This is a genomic window from Chitinophaga sp. CB10, from assembly GCA_001870995.2.
GTDB lineage: Bacteria > Bacteroidota > Bacteroidia > Chitinophagales > Chitinophagaceae > Chitinophaga.
On the sequence record MLAV02000004.1, the window covers coordinates 359580 to 382590 of the forward strand.

The 23011-nt window shown below is 51.4% G+C and carries 25 protein-coding genes; 5 read left to right on the forward strand and 20 right to left on the reverse strand.

Going from position 1 to position 23011, the window contains the following annotated elements; all coding sequences use genetic code 11:
* Positions 1–20: 20 nt before the first annotated feature.
* Both BOC67_RS08625 and BOC67_RS08630 read right to left on the reverse strand, forming a co-directional pair.
* Positions 21–1394: a TolC family protein gene (locus BOC67_RS08625; RefSeq protein WP_291909409.1), complete on the reverse strand. Its 1374-nt coding sequence runs from the start codon at positions 1392–1394 to the stop codon at positions 21–23.
* Positions 1384–2016, reverse strand: a complete 633-nt coding sequence (locus BOC67_RS08630) for a TetR/AcrR family transcriptional regulator (RefSeq protein WP_291909412.1) — start codon at positions 2014–2016, stop codon at positions 1384–1386. Before BOC67_RS08630 ends, BOC67_RS08625 begins: the two co-directional genes overlap by 11 nt.
* Before the next feature lie 219 nt (positions 2017–2235).
* Here BOC67_RS08630 and BOC67_RS08635 point away from each other — a divergent pair, with 219 nt between their 5' ends.
* Entirely contained in the window at positions 2236–2721 is a 486-nt protein-coding gene (locus BOC67_RS08635) for a hypothetical protein (RefSeq protein WP_291909415.1), read from the forward strand.
* Positions 2722–3028: 307 nt separating this feature from the next.
* Here BOC67_RS08635 and BOC67_RS08640 read toward each other — a convergent pair whose 3' ends face one another.
* Entirely contained in the window at positions 3029–3649 is a 621-nt protein-coding gene (locus BOC67_RS08640) for an HAD family hydrolase (RefSeq protein WP_291909417.1), read from the reverse strand.
* 14 nt (positions 3650–3663) lie between these two features.
* Positions 3664–4188 carry a DUF4251 domain-containing protein gene (locus BOC67_RS08645; RefSeq protein WP_291909420.1) on the reverse strand — a complete coding sequence of 175 codons (525 nt, stop codon included), beginning with the start codon at positions 4186–4188 and terminating at the stop codon, positions 3664–3666.
* A 169-nt stretch (positions 4189–4357) separates the two neighbouring features.
* Between BOC67_RS08645 and BOC67_RS08650 the strand changes: the two genes are divergently transcribed.
* Both BOC67_RS08650 and BOC67_RS08655 read left to right on the forward strand, forming a co-directional pair.
* Positions 4358–5194: an ankyrin repeat domain-containing protein gene (locus BOC67_RS08650; RefSeq protein ID WP_291909423.1), complete on the forward strand. Its 837-nt coding sequence runs from the start codon at positions 4358–4360 to the stop codon at positions 5192–5194.
* An 82-nt stretch (positions 5195–5276) separates the two neighbouring features.
* A complete protein-coding gene (locus BOC67_RS08655) occupies positions 5277–5582 on the forward strand; it encodes a hypothetical protein (RefSeq protein WP_291909426.1) in 306 nt (101 codons plus the stop codon).
* 38 nt (positions 5583–5620) lie between these two features.
* Here the strand turns inward: BOC67_RS08655 and dinB are convergent, their stop codons facing one another.
* The 13 genes from dinB to BOC67_RS08720 form a co-directional block, all read right to left on the reverse strand.
* Entirely contained in the window at positions 5621–6757 is a 1137-nt protein-coding gene (dinB, locus tag BOC67_RS08660) for a DNA polymerase IV (RefSeq protein ID WP_291909429.1), read from the reverse strand.
* A gap of 20 nt (positions 6758–6777) precedes the next feature.
* Complete coding sequence (locus BOC67_RS08665) at positions 6778–9480, reverse strand: TonB-dependent receptor (protein WP_291909432.1); 2703 nt, start codon at positions 9478–9480, stop codon at positions 6778–6780.
* Positions 9481–9485: 5 nt separating this feature from the next.
* Complete coding sequence (locus tag BOC67_RS08670; RefSeq protein ID WP_291909436.1) at positions 9486–10196, reverse strand: hypothetical protein; 711 nt, start codon at positions 10194–10196, stop codon at positions 9486–9488.
* Between the two features lie 69 nt (positions 10197–10265).
* Entirely contained in the window at positions 10266–10526 is a 261-nt protein-coding gene (locus BOC67_RS08675; RefSeq protein WP_291909441.1) for a chitin binding peritrophin-A domain-containing protein, read from the reverse strand.
* A gap of 18 nt (positions 10527–10544) precedes the next feature.
* Entirely contained in the window at positions 10545–11621 is a 1077-nt protein-coding gene (locus BOC67_RS08680; protein ID WP_291909445.1) for a DUF1573 domain-containing protein, read from the reverse strand.
* A gap of 357 nt (positions 11622–11978) precedes the next feature.
* Entirely contained in the window at positions 11979–15131 is a 3153-nt protein-coding gene (locus tag BOC67_RS08685; RefSeq protein ID WP_291909447.1) for a glycoside hydrolase family 2 TIM barrel-domain containing protein, read from the reverse strand.
* Between the two features lie 190 nt (positions 15132–15321).
* Positions 15322–15720: a hypothetical protein gene (locus BOC67_RS08690; protein ID WP_291909450.1), complete on the reverse strand. Its 399-nt coding sequence runs from the start codon at positions 15718–15720 to the stop codon at positions 15322–15324.
* Between the two features lie 12 nt (positions 15721–15732).
* Complete coding sequence (locus BOC67_RS08695; protein WP_291909453.1) at positions 15733–16083, reverse strand: hypothetical protein; 351 nt, start codon at positions 16081–16083, stop codon at positions 15733–15735.
* Between the two features lie 664 nt (positions 16084–16747).
* Entirely contained in the window at positions 16748–17140 is a 393-nt protein-coding gene (locus BOC67_RS08700) for a DoxX family membrane protein (protein WP_291909454.1), read from the reverse strand.
* Positions 17141–17227: 87 nt separating this feature from the next.
* Complete coding sequence (locus BOC67_RS08705; protein WP_291909456.1) at positions 17228–17791, reverse strand: HPP family protein; 564 nt, start codon at positions 17789–17791, stop codon at positions 17228–17230.
* Positions 17792–17837: 46 nt separating this feature from the next.
* The gene (gene xseB, locus BOC67_RS08710; RefSeq protein ID WP_291909457.1) at positions 17838–18041 is read right to left on the reverse strand and encodes an exodeoxyribonuclease VII small subunit; all 204 of its coding nucleotides are present in this window, start codon (positions 18039–18041) and stop codon (positions 17838–17840) included.
* Complete coding sequence (gene xseA / locus BOC67_RS08715) at positions 18019–19389, reverse strand: exodeoxyribonuclease VII large subunit (RefSeq protein WP_291909459.1); 1371 nt, start codon at positions 19387–19389, stop codon at positions 18019–18021. Before xseA ends, xseB begins: the two co-directional genes overlap by 23 nt.
* A gap of 15 nt (positions 19390–19404) precedes the next feature.
* Positions 19405–20010: a pseudouridine synthase gene (locus tag BOC67_RS08720; RefSeq protein ID WP_291909462.1), complete on the reverse strand. Its 606-nt coding sequence runs from the start codon at positions 20008–20010 to the stop codon at positions 19405–19407.
* 39 nt (positions 20011–20049) lie between these two features.
* Here BOC67_RS08720 and BOC67_RS08725 point away from each other — a divergent pair, with 39 nt between their 5' ends.
* Together BOC67_RS08725 and BOC67_RS08730 are read left to right on the forward strand one after the other, a co-directional pair.
* Positions 20050–20244, forward strand: coding sequence for a YwbE family protein (locus tag BOC67_RS08725; RefSeq protein ID WP_291909464.1), 195 nt, complete (start codon positions 20050–20052; stop codon positions 20242–20244).
* A gap of 99 nt (positions 20245–20343) precedes the next feature.
* A complete protein-coding gene (locus BOC67_RS08730; protein ID WP_291909466.1) occupies positions 20344–21045 on the forward strand; it encodes a LexA family transcriptional regulator in 702 nt (233 codons plus the stop codon).
* On the opposite strand, the gene BOC67_RS08735 is transcribed toward BOC67_RS08730, so the two are convergent.
* The 3 genes from BOC67_RS08735 to BOC67_RS08745 form a co-directional block, all read right to left on the reverse strand.
* Positions 21046–21525 (reverse strand): DinB family protein, encoded by a 480-nt coding sequence (locus BOC67_RS08735; protein ID WP_291909469.1) that lies wholly within the window; start codon positions 21523–21525, stop codon positions 21046–21048.
* 12 nt (positions 21526–21537) lie between these two features.
* Positions 21538–22320, reverse strand: a complete 783-nt coding sequence (locus tag BOC67_RS08740; RefSeq protein WP_291909472.1) for an alpha/beta hydrolase — start codon at positions 22318–22320, stop codon at positions 21538–21540.
* Between the two features lie 95 nt (positions 22321–22415).
* Complete coding sequence (locus BOC67_RS08745; RefSeq protein ID WP_291909474.1) at positions 22416–23003, reverse strand: Crp/Fnr family transcriptional regulator; 588 nt, start codon at positions 23001–23003, stop codon at positions 22416–22418.
* Positions 23004–23011: the final 8 nt, after the last annotated feature.

Genomic DNA, 23011 nt, shown 5'->3' on the forward strand with positions numbered 1-23011 from the left:
ACAGCTTATAAATTTGTGTGTTATTGTTTATTGATTGACTGGTCCAGGATACCTGCCGCCTGCAGCAGTTTGTTGTAGGCTACGATGGCTTCCGCTTTGGCGAAGGCATAGTTCAGGTGAGCCTGGAGGTTGGCCACGTCAGCGTCCAGCAGGTCGGTAGTGGTTGCGAGGGCGTTGTCGTGTTTGTTTTTGGTAATACGGTAATTCTCTTCTGATTGTTCAATGGCCTTGATGTAGGTATCCATTTTTTTGTGGCTCAGGAGATAATTTTCGTATGCCTGGTAAACGTCCAGGTGGATGGCATCCGTTACCTGTGCTTCATTGGCGCGGATCTGTGCCAGCTGGGCATTGGCTGCGGCTACCTTGGATTTGTTTTTCCAGATGGAGTGAATGTTGTATTTCAGTCCTACCCCTGCTGTGATGGCGTTGGTGATAGTCAGGAAATTCGGAATGTAAGCGGCTACATAACCACCGGTTAACGCCAGCTGCGGATACATTTCTCCTTTCACGGATTTCACGTTGGCGGAGGCGGCGCCTTCGTGGGCTTTCAGGGCCTGTGCATCCTTGCGGTTCTGGTAGGCCAGCTGTTCAAACTCTCCGATGCCCCGGGCGTCTACCTGGTTGCTGGTGTTGAATACGGTGGTATCCAGTTCCAGCGTGGTATTGTCCGGCAGGCCGAGCATGATGTTCATGTTGAGGTTAGCCACTTTGAGGCTGTTTTCCGCATCCATGAGCAGCAGTTCGTAGTTGGACTGGTTGAGCTCAGCTTTTAAGAGGTCGTTCCGGGCGAGCAGGCCATTTTTCTCTAGGTTGCTGAAATCTTTTACGCGTTGGGAAGACTGTCTTACGTTTTCCTTCATGAGGTTGACGCTCTGCTGTGCTTTATAAAGATTGGCGTAAGCAGCGATGGTGTTCTGCATTACTGCTTCTTTATCTTTTTCCGCGTCGAGGCGGGCAGCGGTGGCCAGGTAGCTGGCTGCTTTCTTCCCGTTCTGGATCATCATACCTGCGAATACAGGGATGCTGAGGTTAGCCATGCCGTAGGCGGCGCTGTTTACTTTCGGCATTTCTGAGCCGCCACCGGAACCGCCGGAGTTGTCTTTACCCAGCTTGAGGTCAATGTTAGGTTCGGTAACACGCATGTAGGCGCCGGTAACGCTCAGGTCCGGCAGTTGACGTTCGTTAGCTTCCTTCAGTTTTGCGTTAGCTTCTTCAATCTTCGCCTGGCTTACCTTTAACTGTTTACTGTTTTGAATACTCAGCGATATGGCTTCACTTAACGACAGTTGCCTGGAGGCTGACTGTTGCTGTGCCGAAGCGGCCTGAAAAACCAGCGTCAGCAGGATTCCCGTTGTAAGCGCATATAATCGTGCGTATATGCTTTTAGAATTCATGTGTAAGGATTGCTTTAAACATTTTTTTAAGATGGGCGCTCACCCTGACTTTCAGATATTCGACGAATTCGTCATCGGGCATATTTGCAAATTCAGGGCTGGACCTGATATAAGATTTAGCAGGAACTACCTGGTGAATGGTACCGAAAAGGCTGGACATCAGTAACACCACGTCCACATCCTTATAGAAGATACCTTCTTCCTGGGCGCGGGTTACAATAGGCTCCATCAGTCCCATCATTTCCCTTTTCAGCTCCCAGATAAGGTCTTTCACCGGACTCTGTTCCCGGTTCATCTGTTCCCGGTTCATGATGCATTGAAAATTTTGTTCATTCAGCATCTTATTCACAAACCGGTCTATCAGCGAGTATATTTTTTCCAGCGGTCCCATGGTATCGTTGTTCACCAGTTCCTGTATGAATGCCTTGGAGGCTGTCATACGATACCGGAATACCGCTTCGAGTAATTTGTCTTTGGAGCCGAAATAATAGGAAATCATGGCGATGTTCACATCTGCTTCCTGGGCGATATCCCTGACTGAAGTGCCATGAAAGCCCTTGTCGGCAAACAGACGCTCGGCGACTAATAATATACCGAGTTGTTTTTCACTGTATCCTTCCATGTTTCATTTTATTGTTTCGACGGCACAAAGTTAAACAAACGTTTGATTTAAACAAGAACTTAATTAATCGTTTGTTTAAATATTTTTTATACTAAATCATATATAATTGATATTTAATTGTTTTAGATAAATAATAAAATTTGACTTCACTATTCCTTAACAGAAGGCGATATTGCCGGGGAATTATTTTAACTTAAGAGATATTTAATTTCTTAATCTATGGAATCGACCCGCCAATACAACAAATTCACTTCGGGCACTATTGCGCTCACCGCCCTCCTGGCGGGCACGCTGGACCTGGCTACTTCCTGCATCCTGTTTACCGTCCGGTCCGGGAAGTCGTTCGTGGAGGTATTGAAGTTCATTGCCAGCGCGATATTTGGCCCGGCGGCCTACAGCGGCAATCCTGCCATCCCCTGGCTGGGCGTATTATTTCACTATGCCATTGCCTTTGTATTCACCACCTTCTTTTTCCTGGTCTATCCCGTTGTACGCAAAGGCATCCGCAACACCTTCCTGATAGCCGTCCTCTATGGCCTGTTTGTTTGGGTGGTGATGAACCTCATTGTGCTGCCCTTTACGCATGTAAGGCCGGTACCATTTACCGCCTTCGGGGTAACGGTAGGGGCATTGGTGCTGATCGTCATGATTGGGTTACCGCTGGCGATGGTGGCCGAGCGGGTGAGCGCGCCGGAGAAAAAATAAAATAAGGGCGGGCGCTGCAACAGTAAAAGCCCGCCCCTGCACATCTTGTATGAGGGCAAGATGTTGTACCTGTTTTTATCAACCGTATAAAATTGCTTGTATTATCCTGTTCAAAGGAATGCAGTTTTGTGTCTATTGGTTTTGTTTATTTGGTAGCGCGCTGCTGCGTGGAGCGGCAGCCTTTACCGGGTCAAAAACAATGCGGGGCTCGTTGCCTGCTACGAAAAAGAGCCACGCTGTTAATTATACTAACAGTCATGGCTCCGGAATGTTCAATATTATTTTTTATTATACGGCCGGTTCGTATTTATACCGCCAGGCCATAGGTGGCCAGGGCCGCCTTCGTAGATTCGTAACCGGTATGGCAGATGCTGTTGATATCCAGCCCCCGCGCCACGTCCACGAACATGCTCCTGTCTTCAATATACACCACTTCCTGCGGCTTCACCTGGGCAATATCCAGCGCTATGCGGTAGATATCGGCGTCCGGTTTGCGGAAATGTACAAAGCAGGAAGAGATATAAAAGTCCGCGATCTCCCCGATGCCGAAATGATGGATACGGTGGGCATTCAGCTCCCGGCCTTCATTGTTGACGATCGCTATTTTTACCTTGTGCCTGGCTTTGACCTCCCGGATCAGTTCCAGCATATCCGGGAACGGTTCCGTTTGGGCGAACATGAATGCCCGGAAGTCGTCCGGCGTAAAGGACCGCGGGGCGTAGAACACGACCCGGTGCAGGTATTCGTCCAGCGTGAGCTTTCCTTCTTCATATGTATCAAAAGTCAGGTGATGCCGCTCTTCGGTTTCCACTGCATCCAGTCCGAATTTTTCAATTGCCAGTTTACGCGCTTTTCTGTCCCACCCGTTGCTCAATAACACGCCTCCTATATCCAGGAAGAGGGTCGTAATTTTTTGTGAAGATGACATGTTTCCTTTTTAATCTATTTTTTGCTTTTTGCCCGTTTTTCCCGCAGCACGCCATTGTAGCTGATGGGCTGTTTGCTGTTGCTGGTGACCTGTAAGGTACCGTAACCGCTTTCGCCAACGGTGAGGTTGATGGTTGCCACATCCCGGTTATCCTTCGGGCGGATGGTGATATCCCAGCCGCCTTTTTTGCGGGGAGTACTGGTGTAATCGAATGATTTACTCTTGAAATCCATGGAGTTTTTTGTCGGGTCGATCGGCGCCGTATAGGCGCGACCGTAGTACGGCAGATAACTCACCAGCGAATCCGGGCTAACGGCCAGGAAAAATTCGCCCGTCAGCTGTACGACCCTGCCACCCATGGGTATGGCGGACTGGGGTACAAATACATACTGCTTTGCATCTATCCATCCTTTTACTTCCGCTGCCTTAGCGGCTTCCTTTGCTGCCCTGGTTTCCTTTTGCTGGGCGGATATGGTTGTTGTAAGGCCAGTGGTAATCAGGCCGGTAAACAACATTACCTGGAAAATCTTGCTTTTCATAATGCTGCTTTTTTATGGGGTACATCGTTGTGATGCCTCTAATAAATTTCGTAAAAATTCACCTAAAAACTGAAATCCGGGATAAATACTAACAGTCTATAAACAAATTAACTAAATTGCACATGTATTTCATCCGCAATCCCGTCAAAGTATCACGTTAAAACGGTTTATGCAGCTAGTATCTCTCCAGGAGTTAAAACGCAAAATTAGAAACAGCCAGGATCCGGACGAGATCATCACCTATATCAGCTATAACCTTGCCTATTACACGAAAGAAGAAAATTCAGCCTTACTCTGTGAGCTGCTTGAATACCAGGAGATATTTTTTGAAGCGGCAGAATTACTGATTACAAGCGGTGGCGCCGACATCCATTACAAAAAGGAAGGGATTATCCCTATTATCTTTTGTGCCGTGGGAGCCAACAAGCCCATGGCAGTGGAGTATGCGCTTGCCAAAGGCGCCAGCCTGCGGGTGGATAACCCGGATTACCTGTTCGCCATTGCCTACATCTTCCGGCAACACCGGCTGAGCGCTATATCGGACATGCTGCTGATCCTCATCCAACATAATATTCATTTCGACTTTGTATTGGCAGACAAAGAAACGCCGTTATTGTTGGCCGTGAAGCATAATTCCTACCCGGATACGGTGCAGTTCCTCCTTTCAGAGGGCGTGAACAAATATGCCTATGACGAAGATGGATTCACGGCTATTCACTATGCACCGTTCGCGAAGTCCCCGCATCTCTATAAAAGTATGATCACCACTATCGATGATGTATTGGTCACCACGCAATATGCCACTTACATGGAACCTGTGGCCAATTGCATTATTAAAGTAGAAGCGGATACCACATTTGAGGAGTTCATCTACCTGGCGCTGAATGCGTTCCTGCACAACCGGCACCGGATGTTTGAACAGATCTTTGAGAAGTATTATTACCGGCTCCACATGATTGCCGAACACATTGCCCTGATGTGGGAAAAAGCAAATACCGCCCGATAAATAAGGAATATTTGGAATATTGAAGGGAATTAGTAATTTGAGGTAATAACAACCAATATCCTAACCTTAAAAGAACCACGAGATGTTAAGTACCCTTACTACACTGTGCCTGTTATCATTCCTGGCGCACGTTTTCCTCCTGTTTACTTCATTTGGCAAAGGCGGTATGAACAAGCCCAAATACCTGTGGTCCCATATTACGCTGTGGATCGCGGGCGGACTGGCCTGCCTGATCACCATCCTGTATGCAGGTAAGAATGTGTCGTCCGTAGTGGACGTTTTTGATACGCCGGCAAAATCGGCCCTGCTGATTGTACTGGCGTTCGTCCTGTCCCTTATTGCGCATACCATTGTCCGCAAAGTGGTGATGCCAAAGTATGCCAAATAATTTTTCCGGGAGGTTATATCAGCCGGTATAACCTCCACTTATTCATCGTCGAAATTAAACAGGGATAATTGCGGCGATGGTCCCTCCTTCCCCGTTCCCTGGTTTAGCTCCCCGAAATTAGACAGCGTTATACCCAGCAACCGGATTGGCTGGCCCTGCGCCAACGTGCCTGCCAGCAACTGTTTGGCCGTTTCCAGGATGGTTTCATAATCGTTGATGGGATAGGGAAACGATTGGTTACGGGTGATCTGCCGGAAGTCGTTGTACTTTACTTTGAGCGTGACGGTGCGGCCTTTGAGCTGATGGCGTTCCAACCTTCTGCATACCGCTTCCGCCAGTTTTTCCAGTTCGGCATGCATGTCTTCCACGCTGGTGAGGTCGTGCGGGAAGGTATCTTCCGCCCCGGCGGACTTGGTTTCCCGGTGGGGCTGCACTTCCCTGTTATCGATCCCTCTTACGATGCGATAATAAAAGGAGCCTACTTTTCCGAAATGCTGCAGGAGCTGTTGCTCTGTCATCTTCTTCAAATCCGCGCCGGTAAAGAGCCCCATGCGTTTCATTTTATCCGCCGTCACCTTTCCTACCCCGTGGAATTTTTCGACGGGCAGCTGTTCCATGAAGGCTTCAATGGCAGAAGGGCCTATAAAGGTGAGCCCATCGGGCTTTTGCAGGTCGGAGGCTACTTTAGCCACAAACTTATTGATTGATACGCCGGCGGATGCCGTCAGTTGCAGTTCTTCCTTGATGGATTGTTTTATCTGCGTGGCAATTTCGATGGCGGAGCCGATTCCCAGCTTATCGACCGTTACGTCCAGGTAGGCTTCATCGAGGGACAAGGGTTCGATCAGGTCCGTATATCGCGCGAAAATTTCGCGTATCCTGCGGCTTACTTCCTTGTACACATCAAAGCGGGGCCGCACGAAAATGAGGTGCGGACAGAGCTGCTGCGCACGCTTGCTGGGCATGGCGGAGCGCACGCCGAACTTCCTTGCTTCGTAGCTGGCGGTGGCTACTACGCCGCCGCGGCCTTCCGGGCTACCACCCACGGCAATAGCCTTACCCCGGTAGAGCGGGTTATCGCGTTGCTCTACAGAGGCATAAAACGCATCCATATCGATGTGGATGATCTTGCGGCGAGTTGTTTGCGTGGTGTCCATGAATACAAGCAAGGACAAAGATACGGCGGTTAGGGGAATCAATCTACAAAACTGCCGTCGTTGCGCCGGGCTTTGCCGGCGTTGCGCCCGCCCGTCCACCGTTGCGGACTCCAGGAAAATTGCAGGAGAAAAAACCGGCTGTCCTGCGCGGTAGGAATATCCCGGTAGCCATTGAACAGGAGCTGGCGGGATACGGCGCGGTCCTGCCGCAGGAGGTCCATGACGAGGAAGCTGATCACGCCGTTCTTCCGAGGGAAAAGGCGCTTTTCCATATTGAGGCCCACGATGAGGGGCGACCTGTTCAAAGCGGCGTCGCTGCTGCGTTCCAGCTTCTTGCTTACATCAAATCCTATGAGCCATTCGGGTGTCAGGTAGATGGTACCGCAGAGATTAAAACGGCTGCGGGTACTGTTAAGCGCCGCGAAGTCGCTGCCATGGCTCCAGTCCACCCCTGCCGCGGCCTGGAGGTCCAGCCAGCGCCAGGGCGTCAGGGCGGCCGTAAGGGCATTGTTGTTCATCAGGCTGGTAGTGCTGTTCACTACCTGCTGACTTAGGTACATCATGCGGTTCCGGGAGAGCTGCCCGTCCAGCTTCAGGCTGAGCGAGCGGTAAGTAAAGCTTTTTGTGAGGTTGTAATACAACTGCATTTTCGTATCCCCGTTCACGTTAGTGAACCCGGTAGTCCGGCTCATCACGCTGCCATTTTGATGGAAGGTAATATCCGGCGTTACCTTGCCGGCGGTGAGCGCATACATGGCAGTCACACTGAAAAACAAATCCGCCCGCAGGAGGAAGCGCGCCAGCCTCGCCTGGAATTGATGAACTGCCGCGGGGGTCAAATAAGGATTACCCTTTATGGTATTCAGGGGATTGCTTACATCCGGAATGGGCAGCACTTCTTCCATGCCCGGCAATATGGCATTACCGTTGTAGCGAAAGGAAAACTGCGTGCGCATGCCGTTGGAATACTCGTATAGCAGTTCAGGGAATAGCTTTGCCCTGTGCCTGGCCTGTAAGTTCTTCATCCATGTTTGCTGCAGGCGCAGACCGGCGGTGAGGATGCTTTTACCGCCGATGCGCTGCTTGAGGGCTGCTACTATGGGGTTGTCGATAGTGGTATAAGTAAAGCCCGCGCTGAGGGAATCAACCCGCTGGGGGGCGCTTAGCTTGTTGTAAAATTGCTGCTGGTAATCCACCTGCCGGAACTGCCAGTCGCCCTTCAGTTGTAGCGTGGTGCGATCGTTGAATGGGTGGGTAAAGGTTAGTGCAGCCTGGTAGCCCAGCGGGCGACTATTCACCTCCGACAGCACATGGTAGCTACTGTCCGGCGAGGTGATGGCGCCTTCATCATTTTTTTCCCTGCAGTCCTTTGCATTTAACAGGCACAGGCCGGCGGTGAGCGTGGTTTTGGAGTGGTTGAACCGCTGGATGTAGAGCAGGTCCAAATCCAGCTCAGGGCGGGATGCGGATTGGGTACCGTGTTGTAAACTGCCCTGCTGCAACAACCCGGCCTGCACGGCATTGCTGTTCCGCTCCTGTTCATCGCTGCTGTATTTGAAGCCGATGGTGGTATTTAACTGTGCGTTAGCGGAGAGCTTTGCATTGAATATCCCTTTGCCATCATGCTGGGTTTGGCGCTGGGTGGCCGATTGATGCGTGGTGGTCGTCAGTGTACCTGCGGGAAAATATTCCTGTTGCACCACGTCCTTCAGTTCCAAATTATCCTTGTGTTGCAGGTTATAATATAGTTCGTAGGTAAGGAACTGCCTGAACTGGTTTTTGTAGGTAAAAATGCCGTATGCGTTTTGGCGACGGCCGCCGGAGATGCCGGCAGCAGGGCCGGCGGTAAACTGCATGGCATTGGTTTTACTGATCGTGCCCACGGGCGGGCCGGCGATGATACCTGCCGGCATCTTTTCCGCTCCTCCCTGTACTTCCAGCTGATGGACGCCATCAATATGTTTAATATAGCCGTGACCGTTATAACGCGCGTCCAGGTTTGCTTCCGCCGTCACGTCGTAGAGGTTGGCGACTGATTTATCTTTTTTGGATACGATGTTGATGGATTTGGTGGAAGCGCCGGTTTTAATGCCGGCAGCATTTGCCTGGTCCCCGTAATCATCAATGATTTGAATGCGCTCGACAATATTGGCCGGCAGCTCTTTGAGCAGCTGCTTTACATCTCCGCCGAAATAGCGGATCCCGTTGAACATGGCTTTCTTCAACAGCTGGCCCATGAAGAGGACGTTGCCATCTTTATCCACGCTGACGCCTTCCAGTTTTTTCACCAGCTCTTCCAGCCGTGCATAGTCCCGCACGATATAATCATCCGCCCAGAACTGCACCGTATCGCCCAGCATTTGCGGCCCTGTTTTGCCTTTGATGGTAACGCCGGAAAGCGCCTGCATGGCCGTATGCAGGAGAACAGGCGCCAGCGTGAGGCGGGGTTTGGTATCGTTCATCAAATAGCGTTGCAGGAAGGGCTGGTAGCCCATGTGGCGGACGACGATGGTGAATTCAGCCGACTTCACCGCTTCAAACACGAAAATACCGTCCCCGTTGGTGACGGCGCTCAGTGTATCCGCAGGCGTTATCAGCAGCACGGAGGCTTGTGGTATGTCCACTGCGCCGCTGGAATCGCGCACCACCCCACTCACCTGCCGCTGCGGAAGCGGCGGCGGTTGTTGCGCCAGGGTTTGCCCGGCAAGTATGAGTAGCAGGAGCAGGTGCAATAATCGCATGCGGCTCAGGGTTGGTTTGCAAAATGGTAGGTAGCCCAAAACTCCGTGACGGTATCTGTCTCCGCCAACCTCAGTAGCTCCGCGGGGCTCAGGGCTTTGCCATCCTTGTTTTTCAACTGGATACCCGTCATCAGGAACATGGATGGCTGGCCGCGGCGGCCTGTACCCATCAGGCAGATATTGTAATCAAAAGCATTGCCGTTGAGGGCCAGGAGCTTGCGGGGAATGCGGATTTCGCTGGTGAATACGTTGCTGGCCGCATCCAGCTTCCAGGCTGCTTTGATGCCGTACTGGTTGTAGATGGAAATAAGGGAGTCCTTAATGGCGGGGATATTCCTGACTGCTATTTCATCCCATTTTTCCGGGAGCTTTTTGTGGATGCCTTCCGTTGTTACGGGGAAATGCAGCATGGGTAATTGTTCCGTCTTGCGATCGCCGTTGGCGCTAACGTAAAATTGGATGGAGGCAGGCGTGTAAATTTTGGCGAGGTTGTCTGTCTTTTTAATGGCCAGGTAAATATAGTCGTTATCGTTAGCGATGGCGTACCAGATTTTGTTGGTGGCGTTATAGGCTGCGAGCGCAGCGCCCCAGTCGGCCAGGTTGCCGTCGATTTTTTTGCCGGAGGCCCAGATAGGATTTTGTTGGATGTCCGGCGGCTGTTGGGCCTGCAGAGAGAGGGCTGCCAATAGTATGACTACCGAAAATACGTATTTCATGTGGCGGTTTTTGAAAAAAGCATACCTGCTGCCGGCTTTGCAGCCAACAACAGGTACGGCTATACGAAATTAAATACCGGTTTCAACTTCCCATGGCCAGTCGCATACTTTCAGGGTTGGACTAAACCAGAGGCCTTCCGGGCATTGGCCCAGTAAGGTGAATCCATCTTCCGTGCATACGTAGAAGTTAGGATAAGAGGACGGATGCGGGTAAAGGCCGGGCGCCAGGTTGTTTTGTCCGCAGTAGTTAGGGTTGAAAGGCACCTGGGCGATAGCGGCGGTAGCAATGAAAGCTATGCCTGCAACGAACATTGCAATTTTCTTTTTCATAAGGTTTGTGATTAGTTTTTAATGATTGTTTACTTTACCATGTATATTGATCAATAATGGCCGGGAGGAGGCATTGGAGAAAACGTACACGTTCTGATGGAAGTCGCCCGGCTCTTTCAGCTGGTACGTGACGCTGATGTCACGTATCTCGCCGCCCGGGATGGAATCCTTTGGCCATTTCACCTGCAGGCAGCTGCAGGAAGGATGCACATCGCTGATCAGCAGCGGCTTTCCGCCTGCGTTGCGGACCGGGATGCGGATGGTCCGGAAAGCGTTCAGGGGCGCGGGGTCCAGCATAATGTCCGTAGCTGGGGTGCTGAGGATGGCGCTGTCTTTTGCGGCGCCGGGGCCGGCAAAAAATTCCAGTTCAGCGATATAGGTTTTATACAGCATCCGATCTATCCCCGTGCTGGCGGCGAGCAGCTCCTTTGCCATGGCTGCTGCGGAGTCCTGCTGCCCTTCTTTTGCCTTTAGCTGGGTGAGCAGGTACCGGTTGAGGAAGTAAGGCTTCAGGCGTACATTCTGTTGGAGGCGCTGTTTTTCTTCGCTGGTGAACGTGCCGTTTTTGCGATAGGCGGTGAATAAGGCTGCTACGGTGTTGATGAAATCAATCCGGTCCTCGTTGGTGAATTTTTTTGTAGAGTCCGCCGGCTGAAACGCTTTACTGTTGGGCGAATAGTAGATACCGCCTTTGTAGACCGGCGCCAGCTGTGCCGGCAATTCCGTTGCCAGGCCGCCTTTGGCAATACCCCTGATTTGCCCGTCCGGATTGAAGATCACAATCATCGGGAAGGAGAATTCATGCAGCAGCTGGTTGAGCCAGAGATTCTGCGGCAGGCGGGTGTTGATGGAGCGGATAATCAGGTCCCCCGGGAGCGACTGCTCCTTTTTAACGCTGGTGGCCAGCATGGATTTGTACACGAAACAGGCGTCGCAACCTTGCTCCGTCAGGATTACCACGGCGTGTTTATGCGCAGCTTTGGCATCCCGCAGCACGTCATCGATAGCCGTAAGTTCACTCATATCCACTTCCGGCGGCGTATATTTACAGCTTACAAGTATGCACAGGCATACCCATAGAGAGAGCTTTCTCATTGTTGGTTATTTTCTACTGGTTGGTTATTTGTACTAATGGTTGATATACGTGTAATCAGGGATTCCTGGAATGCTCTCTGCGACAGTCGCTGCTAATGGTCGGTTCGTTCAAGGGCGTTCATTGCTCACTTCCAGTATCACAATAATATTTTTAAAAATTTATTTAAACAAATCTTTGCAGCGGATATTAGATTTTTATTTGTGAATAATTTTCCTATTTTATTCAATAAGATAATATGGAGGGTAGCCGGTAAACTTATCCTGTAGGCAGATAGGATGGATTCCAAACTTTTTCCAGGCATAAAAAAAGAGGCGCCATACAAGGCGCCTCTTCTACTTTTGCTATTTTTAATGAACCTATTTCAGCGGTTTGATCACATAACTGTAATTCAGTTTTCCGAAGGGGATGCGGTATTGTTCCAGCGGTTGTGAGCCCCAGCTGTCGATCCCCTGCACGCCGGACTGTTGAAGGTCCACATGCATGAAAATCTTATCACGGGCAACCAGTTCACCGCTATGGTATTGCTTTTTATCCGCTTCAGGATCGAGGTCATCCAGGCTGTATGGCAATGCGGCAAAATTGAGCCAGGTACTGCCTGTGCTTTCGATCCGGATACCTTTTCCTTTTTTGTTGGTCATGGTCACCCAGCGTACATCCGTTTTGTTGCCGCTTTCCTGCGGGCGTGCATAAGGGAAGTACTGGGCTGCCACGTTGGATTGGTACAGTCCCACGAAGGACGCCGTCTTCCTGTCCCAATAGTTTTCCCATGGGCCGCGGCCGTACCAGTTAATCTGGTCAAACTGTTCCGCCAGTTGTAAATCGTTGCCGTAGCGCAGCAAAATTTTGTGATCGCCTTTGATGCCTTCGAACGTGTTCTGCACGTGGATGGTACCATCCGGCGCGATGGTGAAGGATTGCACCGCGGAGGCGTCGCCATTGAGCAGGGAGGCTTTGAAGGTAACGGTCACGGCTGATGGCTGTTCATCCGTGGCAGCGGTGATGGTGGCTTTGCTGTATGCATCGCGCCAGTTACGCAGGCTATGGTTATAGTTTGCGCCAATGTCGTTATCGGTTGGCGCGCGCCAGAAGGCTGGCTGCGGGCCGTTTTCGATAATATTTTCTCCGTTGAGCCGGTAGGAAGCGAGGATGCCATGCGCCAGGTCGAACGTGGCTTCGAAGGCTGTTCCTTTAACTTTTAACGTCTGCGCATCTTTGATGACGGTCAGTTTACCGTTGGCAGGAGCTGCTGCAGGCGCGGGCGCCGGCGTGTTATAGGCAAACTGTTCTGCCGCGATTTCGTATCCTGCCGGCAGGAATGGTTCTGCTGTTTTCAGCACATAGCGGATATTTAAAAAGTACTCTTTGTTAGCCGCTATTTTAGTTTTAGGGGAGATGGTAAATGCGGCAGAGTCCTGTGCCGCAATATTGAGGCTCGCTACTGTGCCGCGCTCCGCTACTCTCCCATCTTCCAACAACTCCCAATTCATTTGGTAATTGGAAAGGTCGCGGAAGAAGTAGCCGTTGCGTACGGATACGCCATTGGCTGTGCGGGTAGTTTTTACGTGCTGGTAGACTTTTTTCACTTCGATGGCCATAGGCGTCAGTTCGCGGTGAGCGGTTACCACGCCTTTGACGCAGAAGTTATTATCGCTGAACGTTTCGTTTACGGGGCCACTGAGCGGGAAGTCGCCTCCATAGGCCAGGATACGTTTTCCGTTCTTCACGGTATCAATGCCCTGGTCTATCCATTCCCAGATGAACCCGCCCTGCAGGTAGGGATTGTTTTCGATGGCGGTCCAGTATTCCTGGAAGTTGCCCAGGCTGTTGCCCATGATATGCGCGTATTCGCTCATGATCATAGGGCGGTCCGGGTTACGCTGGCTGTAGCGTACCAGGGAGTTGGGGCCGGGATATTGCGGTACGATGATATCCGTGTTGTAGTCATGTTCTGCGCGTTCGTATTGCACGGGGCGGGTATCGTGGGCTTTCAGCCAGTCGTACGCCTCGTAGAAGTTGACGCCGTTACCGGCTTCGTTGCCCAGGGACCAGGTTACAACGGCCGGGTGGTTTTTATCTCTTTCGTACATGCGGTACACGCGTTCCAGGTGGGGCATGCGCCACTGTTTATCGTTGGCCAGCGTATAGGCGAGGTCGTAATAGCGGCCGTGGGATTCGATGTTGGCCTCGTCGATCACGTACAGGCCGTATTCATCGCAAAGCTGCATCCAGTACGGATCAGGAGGATAATGGGAATGGCGCACCGCGTTGACGTTGAGCTTCTTCATCATTTCCATGTCCTTGCGCATATCCTCGTGGCTGAGGGTATGGCCCTGCGTGGCATTGTGTTCGTGGCGGTTTACGCCTTTGAGGAATACGCGTTTACCGTTTACGAGGAAGTTACGGTCTTTAATTTCTACAGAACGGAAGCCAACGCGCTGGGGTATTACTTCCAGCACGTTGCCCGTTTTGTCTTTCAGGGTGATGTAAAGCGTGTATAAATACGGTATTTCGGCGGACCATTGTTTCACCGCGGGAATTTCCTTGCTGAAGGTGACGGTGGATTTATAGTTGCCCAATACTTTTTGCACGGAAGTTGTTTCGTCCTGGTACACGGTTTTGCCGGTGGCATCCGTTAGTTTCAGGGCAACGGAGAAGGTATCCGGTTTGCTGTGGTTGGTACGCTTGTCGATCCGGTAGTTGTTTACTTCCAGGTTGACGTTGAGCAGGCCGTTGGTATAGTTATTATCCAGGCCGGCGGTGATTTTAAAATCACGCACATCCAGCTTAGGCGTTGCATAGAGGTACACTTCCCGCTCGATGCCGGAGATGCGCCACATGTCCTGGCACTCGAGATAGGAGCCGTCGCTCCAGCGGTACACCTGCAGGGCCACGAGGTTTTCGCCGGGCTGGAGGTATTTGGTGATGTCAAATTCGGCGGCCAGCTTACTGTCTTCGCTGTAGCCTACTTTTTTTCCGTTGATCCAGATGTAGAAAGCAGATTTCACTGCGCCGAGGTGAATGAACACCTGTTTGCCGTTCCAGTCGGCCGGGAGCGTGAACTTGCGGCGGTAGGAACCAACGGGGTTGTTATCTTCCGGGATATCGAACGGCGGATTGAGTGCGGCGCCCATTTTAGCGCGGCCTGTAAATTCGTACGGGTGGTTGACGTAGATGGGGAGGCCATAGCCGTTCACTTCCCAGTTGGCCGGCACTTTCAACGTAGCCCACTGGCTGTCGTTATACTCCGGCAGGTAGAAGTCCAGGGGGCGCTTGCGCGGGTCCTGCACCCAGTTGAATTTCCACGGGCCGTTGAGCGATAAGAAATTGGCTGATTTTTCTTTGGCCTGCTGCTGCGCCAGTGATTCGTTTTCAAATGCGAATGCCGAAGCTCTCATTGGCATTCGGTTTACGGATACTACTTCCGGCGTTTGGAGTTCGGAAGGTAATTGCTGTGCGTGCGACTTTAAGGCAAAGCTCACGCAGGCGGCAAGAAATAATTTTCCTTTCATTGTTCAGTAAATAGTTTGTTTTTGCTGGTCCAACACACGTTCTAAGGCACAGGCGCTAAGAAAAGTATTATTTCCGAAAGTACTGAATATTTGTGATGAGCGTAAAAAATACGTTTCTAAAAGTGAGGGATAAAAAAAGGGCATCCCCGCACCCGGCGCTAAGGGATGCCCGCTCCTGCTACATCAATATTCAGGCTTTGGGGATTGGCGGATTGGTAACAGCGGCCAACCGTTCTTTTGCTTTAGCTATCCGCCGCCCCCTAAAGAAGAAGAATAGATTGATGAATAACATGATCCCGAGGTATATAAAGAAGCCCCCTAGTTTGGAGCTCAGCGCTTCCATCATTTCCCGGTGGGAATCGACGCTGTAGCTGATTTGCATGATGCGTACGCCGAAGCCCAGGTTGAGCAGGTAAAAGCCGGTTTTAAACAAGGTGTTGGTGCTCATGGCGATGTCCACCCGGCCGTTGAATATATCGAGCATAAATACTTTACTGTTTTTAAACAGCGTGTATGCGACAAACCAGGTAACGAGGGCTACTACCGGGAGGTAGATGAGGTAGGCAGTGTAGTTGAATGTGTGGTTCATATTGATGTATTTTTATTTGTGGAGATGAAAATTTCGCTTTCCGAGAAGGTATATGCCCAGCATATTCATACAATGGATAATGCCAAGGGTGAGCATGATCCGTCCACACATCCGCGTCACAGATTCCATCACGTCGATCCAGGAGTGCAATGGTTCCCAGCTGCTGATCATGAGGGTGGCATATCCCAGGTTGAGGAGGTAATAGCCGGTTAGTAATATCCTGTTGATGGCGTCGGTCGTTTGCACGTCCCCGTTAAAGAAGTGCAGGATGAATATGCGTCCGTTGCGGTAAAAGCGCCAACCCACCTGCACGGTGATCACCCAGGTGATCGACAGGTAAATGAGGTATGCCAGGATATTCATAGCTTATCTGCTTTTGTTGGAACAAAGCTATGGAGGAATTTTGAATTTTCAAAATATTCTGAAAGTTTAGAAAGAACGGATTTTAGGAAAGTTATCAGGAGCAGGTGTTATTTTGTGATATGGAATCCTGTTCAGATCAACGAACGACCCACAGTATGCTGCTCTAAGATTGCCTCAAAGGCTTAATATTGAAACTATAGCGAAGAAATATCGTGCAGGTGAATCAGGTACCAGGTGTCAACATATGATTTGCTCCCCGGGAAACAGGATCAAATTTATGTAGCACCTCCATATTTCATAATATGTTATCCAACGCGATATAAGTATGTCAATGATTGTACTTATACGCCACGAGATAGATAAGGGCGAATATCTTCTGGCAAACCAGTACAGTGCCGCCGTTCACATGCCGTGGATTGGTCCGGGGCTTGCGGGAGTTGATGGGGAAATCATTACAGCGATTATTGAAAAGGAATTATACCAGGGATATTTTTCTTTTGGTTCCATAAAAAAACTGTGTCAAAGGCAAAAAATCCAGGCCTTTGACACAGTTTATTTTACAGTCATAAAGCGGGGCCCCGCCCCGCTCCCCTGGCATATCGCCACAGTTATTTTTTTACAGTATCCAACACAAGCCGCAATCAACCACGCTCACTCTCCTCCCCTACTTCTTCACCAAATTATCCACCGCCCACGCATTACTCGAAACATACTGCACCAACACCGCAAAAAACGCCACATGTATCAACTGCGACGGAATCCAGTCCCAGTTTTCTACCATGCAACTGCCAAATATCAGCGCCACCATCACCAGCGCGCCTGCAATCGCCGCAAACCTGGTAAACAGCCCTGCCAACAGCAGCAGCCCAACCACAAATTCTGCAATAGGAACGAAATAACTGAAAGGCGTCACCAAAGCCGCCGGCAGCATAGATTTTTCAAAAGAGCTTACCATCCAGCTGCTGAAACCATTCAGCTTCGGCAAGCGTACCAGTCCATGGCCAAACATGCTGGCCGCTACTCCAAGTCGTAGTAACAAATAAACGGTTGCGTTCATGTATCATTAAATTTTATGATACAAAGATGCAAAGAACTGTTGGACTATTACCGGTACAATTATGCGCTTTATTTGTAAAAATCTTGCCTACCACCACTTCCTGTTCGCCGGATACTGCCTGATACTCGTCATATTATTCACCAACACCGCCACCAGCAACAATATCGCTACCCCGCTCGCCACCGGGCTTATCACATACCAATACCCCAGCTTGCGGATCGCCGGCGAACCCGCAATCGCCAGCAACGCCGTAGCGCCGCCCGGCGGATGCACCGTCTTCGTCATCTGCATCACAATCAAACTCAACGCCACCGCCAACGCACAAGCCAGCCACTCAAATTCCGGCCAGGGAACCAGGTAACGTATCGTAACACCCACAATAGCACTGAAAATATGCCCGCCTATCAGGTTGCGGGGCTGCGCAAGCGGACTTTGGGTATGCCCGTATATTAAAACCGCAGAGGCGCCGAAAGAGCCGATCAGGAAAAGATTGTCCTTTACCGGCAAATAAAAATGACTCAACATCCCCACTGCAGCTATCCCCACAAATGCGCCCACAAACGACCAGATAATGTTTTGCTTGTCAATCATGGTTTCCCTGTACACCACGTACCGGGCTACACGTAAACTACGTTTAATCCTGTGTTTCATAATAATCGTGGCGCAAAATTAATAACTGACCGCCACAATTAAAACACTACCGGTTATTATCCAGCTGCCGGATAATATTATTCACCTCCGTTTCCGTCGCCCGCAGCTTCTGCTGGCAAAACGCGATCAACTCCGCGGCACGCTTCACCTTTTCGGACAACAGGTCCACCGAAACCGTTTCCTGCTCTATCTCTTCCGCTATCTCCTGCAGCTCCCGGTAAGCCGCGTCATATGTCAGTTCCTCGCTCATCTGTATTGGATTTAGATTGGACTACTGCCTGTATGGCCGTATCCTGTAATTGAATCGTAATAGTATTCCCCGCACTGATATCCTCCGCGTCCTTCACCAGCTGCCCATCCTTATACACGAGCGCAAAGCCCCGCCGCAGCATACGCTCCGGCGCCAGCATCCTGAAAAACTGCTGTTGCTGCCGCAACTTCTCCTGCTCCCGCTGCAATACCGACAAAGGCCTGGTAAGGAGCGCTGCCTGCATAAAGCGGAGCTGTTGCTGTGGCTGCCGGAGGAGCTTCTCCGCCCCCCGGCCGATGCCATGCCGCATATGCAGCAGTTGTTCTCTCCCCACCTCCAAAATATTCCTCGATTGATGGATAATATCCTGCTGTAACAAATACATTTGCCGGTTGCCCGCGGCTAAAGTCTGCTGCGCGCGCACCAATATGCGCTGCCGGTATTGCAGCAACGCATCCTCATAGCTGCGGTTGTGCGCAATGATCAGCTCCGCCGCCTTGGTAGGGGTTTTCACGGCTGTATGCGCCATCATATCCGCCACCGTTTCATTCTTCTGGTGCCCGATCCCCGTGATCACCGGGATGGGAAACCTCGCCACCACCCTGCCCAGCTGATAGCTGTCAAACAACAGGAAATCCGTTTGCGCGCCGCCCCCGCGGATGATCACCACCACGTCATACGCCCTGCCGGACTGAAATACATCCACCATGCGCTGCTGTACCAGCTCGGCATTCGCCTCGCCCTGCACCACGGTAAAATAAGTATCCAGCTGAAACGTATATCCGAAACCGTTATTCACCAGCGTATGGTGAAAATCCTGGTAGCCCGCGCTGTTGCCGGAAGTAACCACGGCTATACGCTGTATCACCGGCGGCAATGGCAGCTCCTGGTTACGGGTGATATACCGCCCCTCCGCCAGCCGGATGGCATCGGCATTTTCCGCCAGCAGCCGGGCCAGCGTCTGCTGCTTCTGCTTCTCCAGCTGCCCGATGGTGAAGCTGATGTCCACATCCTGCACGGTCACCTGCAGGCCATGCACCTGGTGATAACTCACCGTTACCTCCACCAGCACATGAATATTATTGCGGAAAGGCTGCCCCGTGATCAGCTCAAAGGCCTTGATCTGCCGGCTGCCGTTGCCCCAGGCATTAGCGGCCACGCGGGCCACAATGCCGCTACGCTCATCTTTTTCAACGAGGTCAAAATAATGTATGTTCTTATCGGGATAATAGGAATGGCTCGTGATGTCCGCCTTCACCCAATAGCTGCGCCCTGCGAATGCTTGCTGCATCGCAGTCCTGATCCTGTTGGTTAACTCAGATAAGCGTATGGCGTTTGGGTGACTCATACTGCGAAGATAAGCCTATTGATAATCGGTAATGCCCAGGCGGGCAAAGAACTCTGCTTCCGGCAGCTCCCGCACCTCGCCGGAACGGAGGTCGCCCAGCTCAATACCTTCGATGGATACCCGCACCAGTCGCTGACAACGGTGCCGTATATGATCCAGCATCTTCCGGATCTGGTGAAACTTCCCCTCCACCAGCGTCATACGCAGCCAGGTATGCGGGTGATCGTTATAGTCGCCCGGCCGCTTAGCCAGTATTTCCGGCGGCTGCGTACGGTCTACCTCGCAGGGCAAAGTGGTGTAATCCACCTCCCCGCCGGCCATAAACGTAATCCCGCCGCGGAGGGTATCAATACTGGCATCGCTCACAATATTCTTCGCCTTCACGACATACGTACGTTTATGCGGTACCGTACCCTGGAAGAGCAGCTTCGTCACTTTCTTATTCGTGGTCAGCAGCAACAGCCCTTCGGAGGCATTATCCAACCGCCCGATGGCGTGGGTGCCTTCAGGAAAATCAAAATCAAGGTCGCCCAGGAGCCGCACCGGGTGCGGACTTACAAACTGGGAAACCATATTGTACGGCTTGTGTACTACAAAATACCGGTGACTACTACTACTCATGATGAGCGTAAAGGTACAGAATTAAGTAACTTTGCGGTTATGGACGGACAATATAGAAAAGATATCTATCCCGGACTGGAGGTAGGTATCATACTCAAAAAAGACCAGCGCAGCGGTAAAAAGACTTACGGTATTGTAAAAGACCTGCTGACTTCCGCCGCGTATCATTCCCGTGGCATCAAGGTGCGGCTGGAAGACGGGCAGATAGGCCGCGTGGTAGAGATTATCGGATAATCCTTACATTTGCCCGCATACCCAAACTACTTACTAACTCATTACTTGCTAAAACGAATGGATCAGTTAATTTTTCACTGGGCAGGAAATCTTAGATTTTTGCGTAAACGGAAAGGCTTAACACAACAGCAACTCGCCGATGCGACCAGCATTAAAAAAGGACGCCTGGCCGCCCAGGAAAGCGGTAAAACCCGCAACCCGCGCATGGAAGACCTGGTGCGTATTGCCACCTATTTCAACCTCCCGATCGACCGCCTGATCAAAACGGACCTCAGCGCGCTCAGCGCCGATGAGCTGTACGAGCTGGAAACAGCGGCGCCCCTGGATATAACGGGCAAGCATATACGTGTACTGCCCATCACCGTCAACCACGATAACGAGGAGAATATGGAGTTCGTGCCCGTTAAAGCCAAAGCCGGCTACAGCCGCGGCTTCAGCGATCCGGAGTTCATCGCGTCCCTTCCTAAATTCTCCCTCCCCGGCCTGCCCAGGGAAAAAACCATCCGGATGTTTCCCGTGAGTGGCGACAGTATGCAGCCCATCCCCGATGGCAGCCACGTGATTGCGCAGTATGTGGACGACTGGACGGTGGTGAAAAACGATACGCCCTGCGTCGTAGTGCTGAAAAATGAAGAAGATATTTTGTTCAAACTGGTCGACAACACCATGAAACTCGATGGCACACTGCGCCTGCACTCCCTTAACCCAAGCTACAAGCCGTTTAAGGTGAATGCAAATGAAGTGTCCGAAATATGGAAATTCATCGGGTATGTAAGCCGCGAAATGCCGGCCGCCAGCTGATTATTTGTTCACCAGGGCTAACTGGCCCAGGTGATAGGAAATATGCGAGAGCCTCGACAGCAATACGTTAAAACGGTTCCTGTGAGGCTCTTTTTCAAACTCCTCCGGCGTCACCATCGTATGGCGCTCCAACCATCCCGCAGGAGGCACCTCCCTGAAAGCCGCGCTGACAGCGGCATTCACATCTCTCCAGTAACTTCTTAATTCGCCCGGCATTGGCAACGCCGTATCCGGACTATCGGGATGGGTGATAAAAAATTCATCCAGGTTGGGATATTTCCGCTCTCCCAATCCCAGCAGGGGCAACAACATATCATGCGCCGCCGTCATATGGCCCAGGATGTAGATAATCCGGTTCCTGCCCGGCGCCGCCTGCACATACATTTCCTCGTCCGTAAAGCTGTCAAACACAGCTGTCATGCGCCTCACCTGGCCATCCCAGTGGGAAAGGGTATTACTCAATAAAGGGTTTGTGTTCATAGTATATCGATATTAATATGTTCGGATCCAATCCAGTACATACGCAGCGTCCTCCTCCCAGGTTGGCTGGCCCAGCACAAAATGATTGCGGCCCGGCAGCTCCCGGAAATGTCTGAGGTAACCATTCTGTTTATACCTTTTGAAATTGGCGTACACCAGCGAAGCCGGCACCACATGATCATGGCTGCCGCCCATCAGCAGCAAAGGCGCATGGGGCTTGCCGAAGTCGACCCTGGCAGCGGCCGTCAGCCCGTCCCGCAGTATCCGCCGGGATTCCGGCACGGCGTATTGCTCGTATGTGGCCAGCTGCTGCTGATGCGGCATGCCGTTGGTAACGGCGTACTGCCATTCCTTAAACGAAAGCAGGTAAGGCTCGTTGGCGGAAGCATAGAAGCCCAGCGGCCGGAAGGAGGATTTAAGCACGGAATACTTCAACGAATACACGCCGAGGGGCGGCGCGCTGTGAATGGCAATACCGGCAGCGCCTATATTTTTTTGCAGGAGAAGTTGCGTAATCAGGCCGCCCAGGGAATGCCCCATGATGATGGGCGTTTCCGCCTGTACGCTGGCGATATCGCCGTAGTAATGCACGAGGTCGCGCAGGCGGATGCTGGCTACCAGCGGATCAGGATGTTGCTGCCGCAGGGCGGGCGCAGGCAAGTTTTTATGCGGCCATGGCGGCGCGATAACTTTATAGCCGTGGTGTTCGAAATAACCTTTCCAGTTATCCCACATGGCCGCCGTTACAAACGCGCCATGGATCATTAGGATGGTGCGGGTATTCAGTTCTCTCATACCGTGATTTTGGGATCATTACTGATTCCAAAATTCAGGCAAAGCCCCGGCGGCGCCAATGATAAACGGCAAGAAATTGAATTGACAAATGTCAACTACTCATTTTTCAGGTAGGCCTGTTTTCTGATGCGGCTCAGCGTTTCGGGGGAAATGCCGAGGTAAGAAGCGATCATATTCTGCGGGAAACGCTGTATGAATGCAGGTTGATGGCGCAGCATATCCAGGTAGCGCTCTTCGGCCGTCAGCGTAATGGCCGCATGAATCCGCTTTTGCGCCGCTACGGCATGGCGTTTATCCATTTCCGCAGTCAGGATGCGCATGGCGGGAATGCTGTTGCGGATCTCCCACCAGTCGTCATAATGAATCTGCAGGACCTCCGAATCCTCCCAGGCATCGATGTTGTAGGTCGATACGGAACCCAGTTCAAAACTTTCCCTGTCGGACATCCACCAGTCCTCAATCCCGAACTGCACAATATGTTCTATGCCCTTATCATCCACGGAATACTGCCGCATGGCGCCTTTGGTGATAAACGACAGGTGCCGGCACACATCGCCTTCCTGGAGAATATATTGCCGTTTGCGCACTTTGCGGCGGCTGAAAGCCTGCTGCAGCAGGGCTATTTCCTGGGCGGACATGGGGTGTTCCGTGTACCTGCGGAGATAGTTAAAAAATGTTTCCATAATGTGGT

Bases quoted from the DNA above. Each gene is read 5' to 3' on its own strand.
- BOC67_RS08635 (WP_291909415.1), top strand. From the start codon at position 2,236: ATGGAATCGACCCGCCAATACAACAAATTCACTTCGGGCACTATTGCG.
- BOC67_RS08740 (WP_291909472.1), bottom strand. From the start codon at position 22,320: ATGAGAGAACTGAATACCCGCACCATCCTAATGATCCATGGCGCGTTT.
- BOC67_RS08735 (WP_291909469.1), bottom strand. From the start codon at position 21,525: ATGAACACAAACCCTTTATTGAGTAATACCCTTTCCCACTGGGATGGC.
- BOC67_RS08720 (WP_291909462.1), bottom strand. From the start codon at position 20,010: ATGAGTAGTAGTAGTCACCGGTATTTTGTAGTACACAAGCCGTACAAT.
- BOC67_RS08675 (WP_291909441.1), bottom strand. From the start codon at position 10,526: ATGAAAAAGAAAATTGCAATGTTCGTTGCAGGCATAGCTTTCATTGCT.
- BOC67_RS08640 (WP_291909417.1), bottom strand. From the start codon at position 3,649: ATGTCATCTTCACAAAAAATTACGACCCTCTTCCTGGATATAGGAGGC.
- BOC67_RS08685 (WP_291909447.1), bottom strand. From the start codon at position 15,131: ATGAAAGGAAAATTATTTCTTGCCGCCTGCGTGAGCTTTGCCTTAAAG.
- BOC67_RS08655 (WP_291909426.1), top strand. From the start codon at position 5,277: ATGTTAAGTACCCTTACTACACTGTGCCTGTTATCATTCCTGGCGCAC.
- xseA (WP_291909459.1), bottom strand. From the start codon at position 19,389: ATGAGTCACCCAAACGCCATACGCTTATCTGAGTTAACCAACAGGATC.
- BOC67_RS08625 (WP_291909409.1), bottom strand. From the start codon at position 1,394: ATGAATTCTAAAAGCATATACGCACGATTATATGCGCTTACAACGGGA.
- BOC67_RS08745 (WP_291909474.1), bottom strand. From the start codon at position 23,003: ATGGAAACATTTTTTAACTATCTCCGCAGGTACACGGAACACCCCATG.
- BOC67_RS08630 (WP_291909412.1), bottom strand. From the start codon at position 2,016: ATGGAAGGATACAGTGAAAAACAACTCGGTATATTATTAGTCGCCGAG.
- BOC67_RS08705 (WP_291909456.1), bottom strand. From the start codon at position 17,791: ATGAAACACAGGATTAAACGTAGTTTACGTGTAGCCCGGTACGTGGTG.
- BOC67_RS08650 (WP_291909423.1), top strand. From the start codon at position 4,358: ATGCAGCTAGTATCTCTCCAGGAGTTAAAACGCAAAATTAGAAACAGC.
- BOC67_RS08645 (WP_291909420.1), bottom strand. From the start codon at position 4,188: ATGAAAAGCAAGATTTTCCAGGTAATGTTGTTTACCGGCCTGATTACC.
- BOC67_RS08680 (WP_291909445.1), bottom strand. From the start codon at position 11,621: ATGAGAAAGCTCTCTCTATGGGTATGCCTGTGCATACTTGTAAGCTGT.
- BOC67_RS08725 (WP_291909464.1), top strand. From the start codon at position 20,050: ATGGACGGACAATATAGAAAAGATATCTATCCCGGACTGGAGGTAGGT.
- BOC67_RS08670 (WP_291909436.1), bottom strand. From the start codon at position 10,196: ATGAAATACGTATTTTCGGTAGTCATACTATTGGCAGCCCTCTCTCTG.
- BOC67_RS08700 (WP_291909454.1), bottom strand. From the start codon at position 17,140: ATGAACGCAACCGTTTATTTGTTACTACGACTTGGAGTAGCGGCCAGC.
- BOC67_RS08665 (WP_291909432.1), bottom strand. From the start codon at position 9,480: ATGCGATTATTGCACCTGCTCCTGCTACTCATACTTGCCGGGCAAACC.
- xseB (WP_291909457.1), bottom strand. From the start codon at position 18,041: ATGAGCGAGGAACTGACATATGACGCGGCTTACCGGGAGCTGCAGGAG.
- BOC67_RS08690 (WP_291909450.1), bottom strand. From the start codon at position 15,720: ATGAACCACACATTCAACTACACTGCCTACCTCATCTACCTCCCGGTA.
- BOC67_RS08695 (WP_291909453.1), bottom strand. From the start codon at position 16,083: ATGAATATCCTGGCATACCTCATTTACCTGTCGATCACCTGGGTGATC.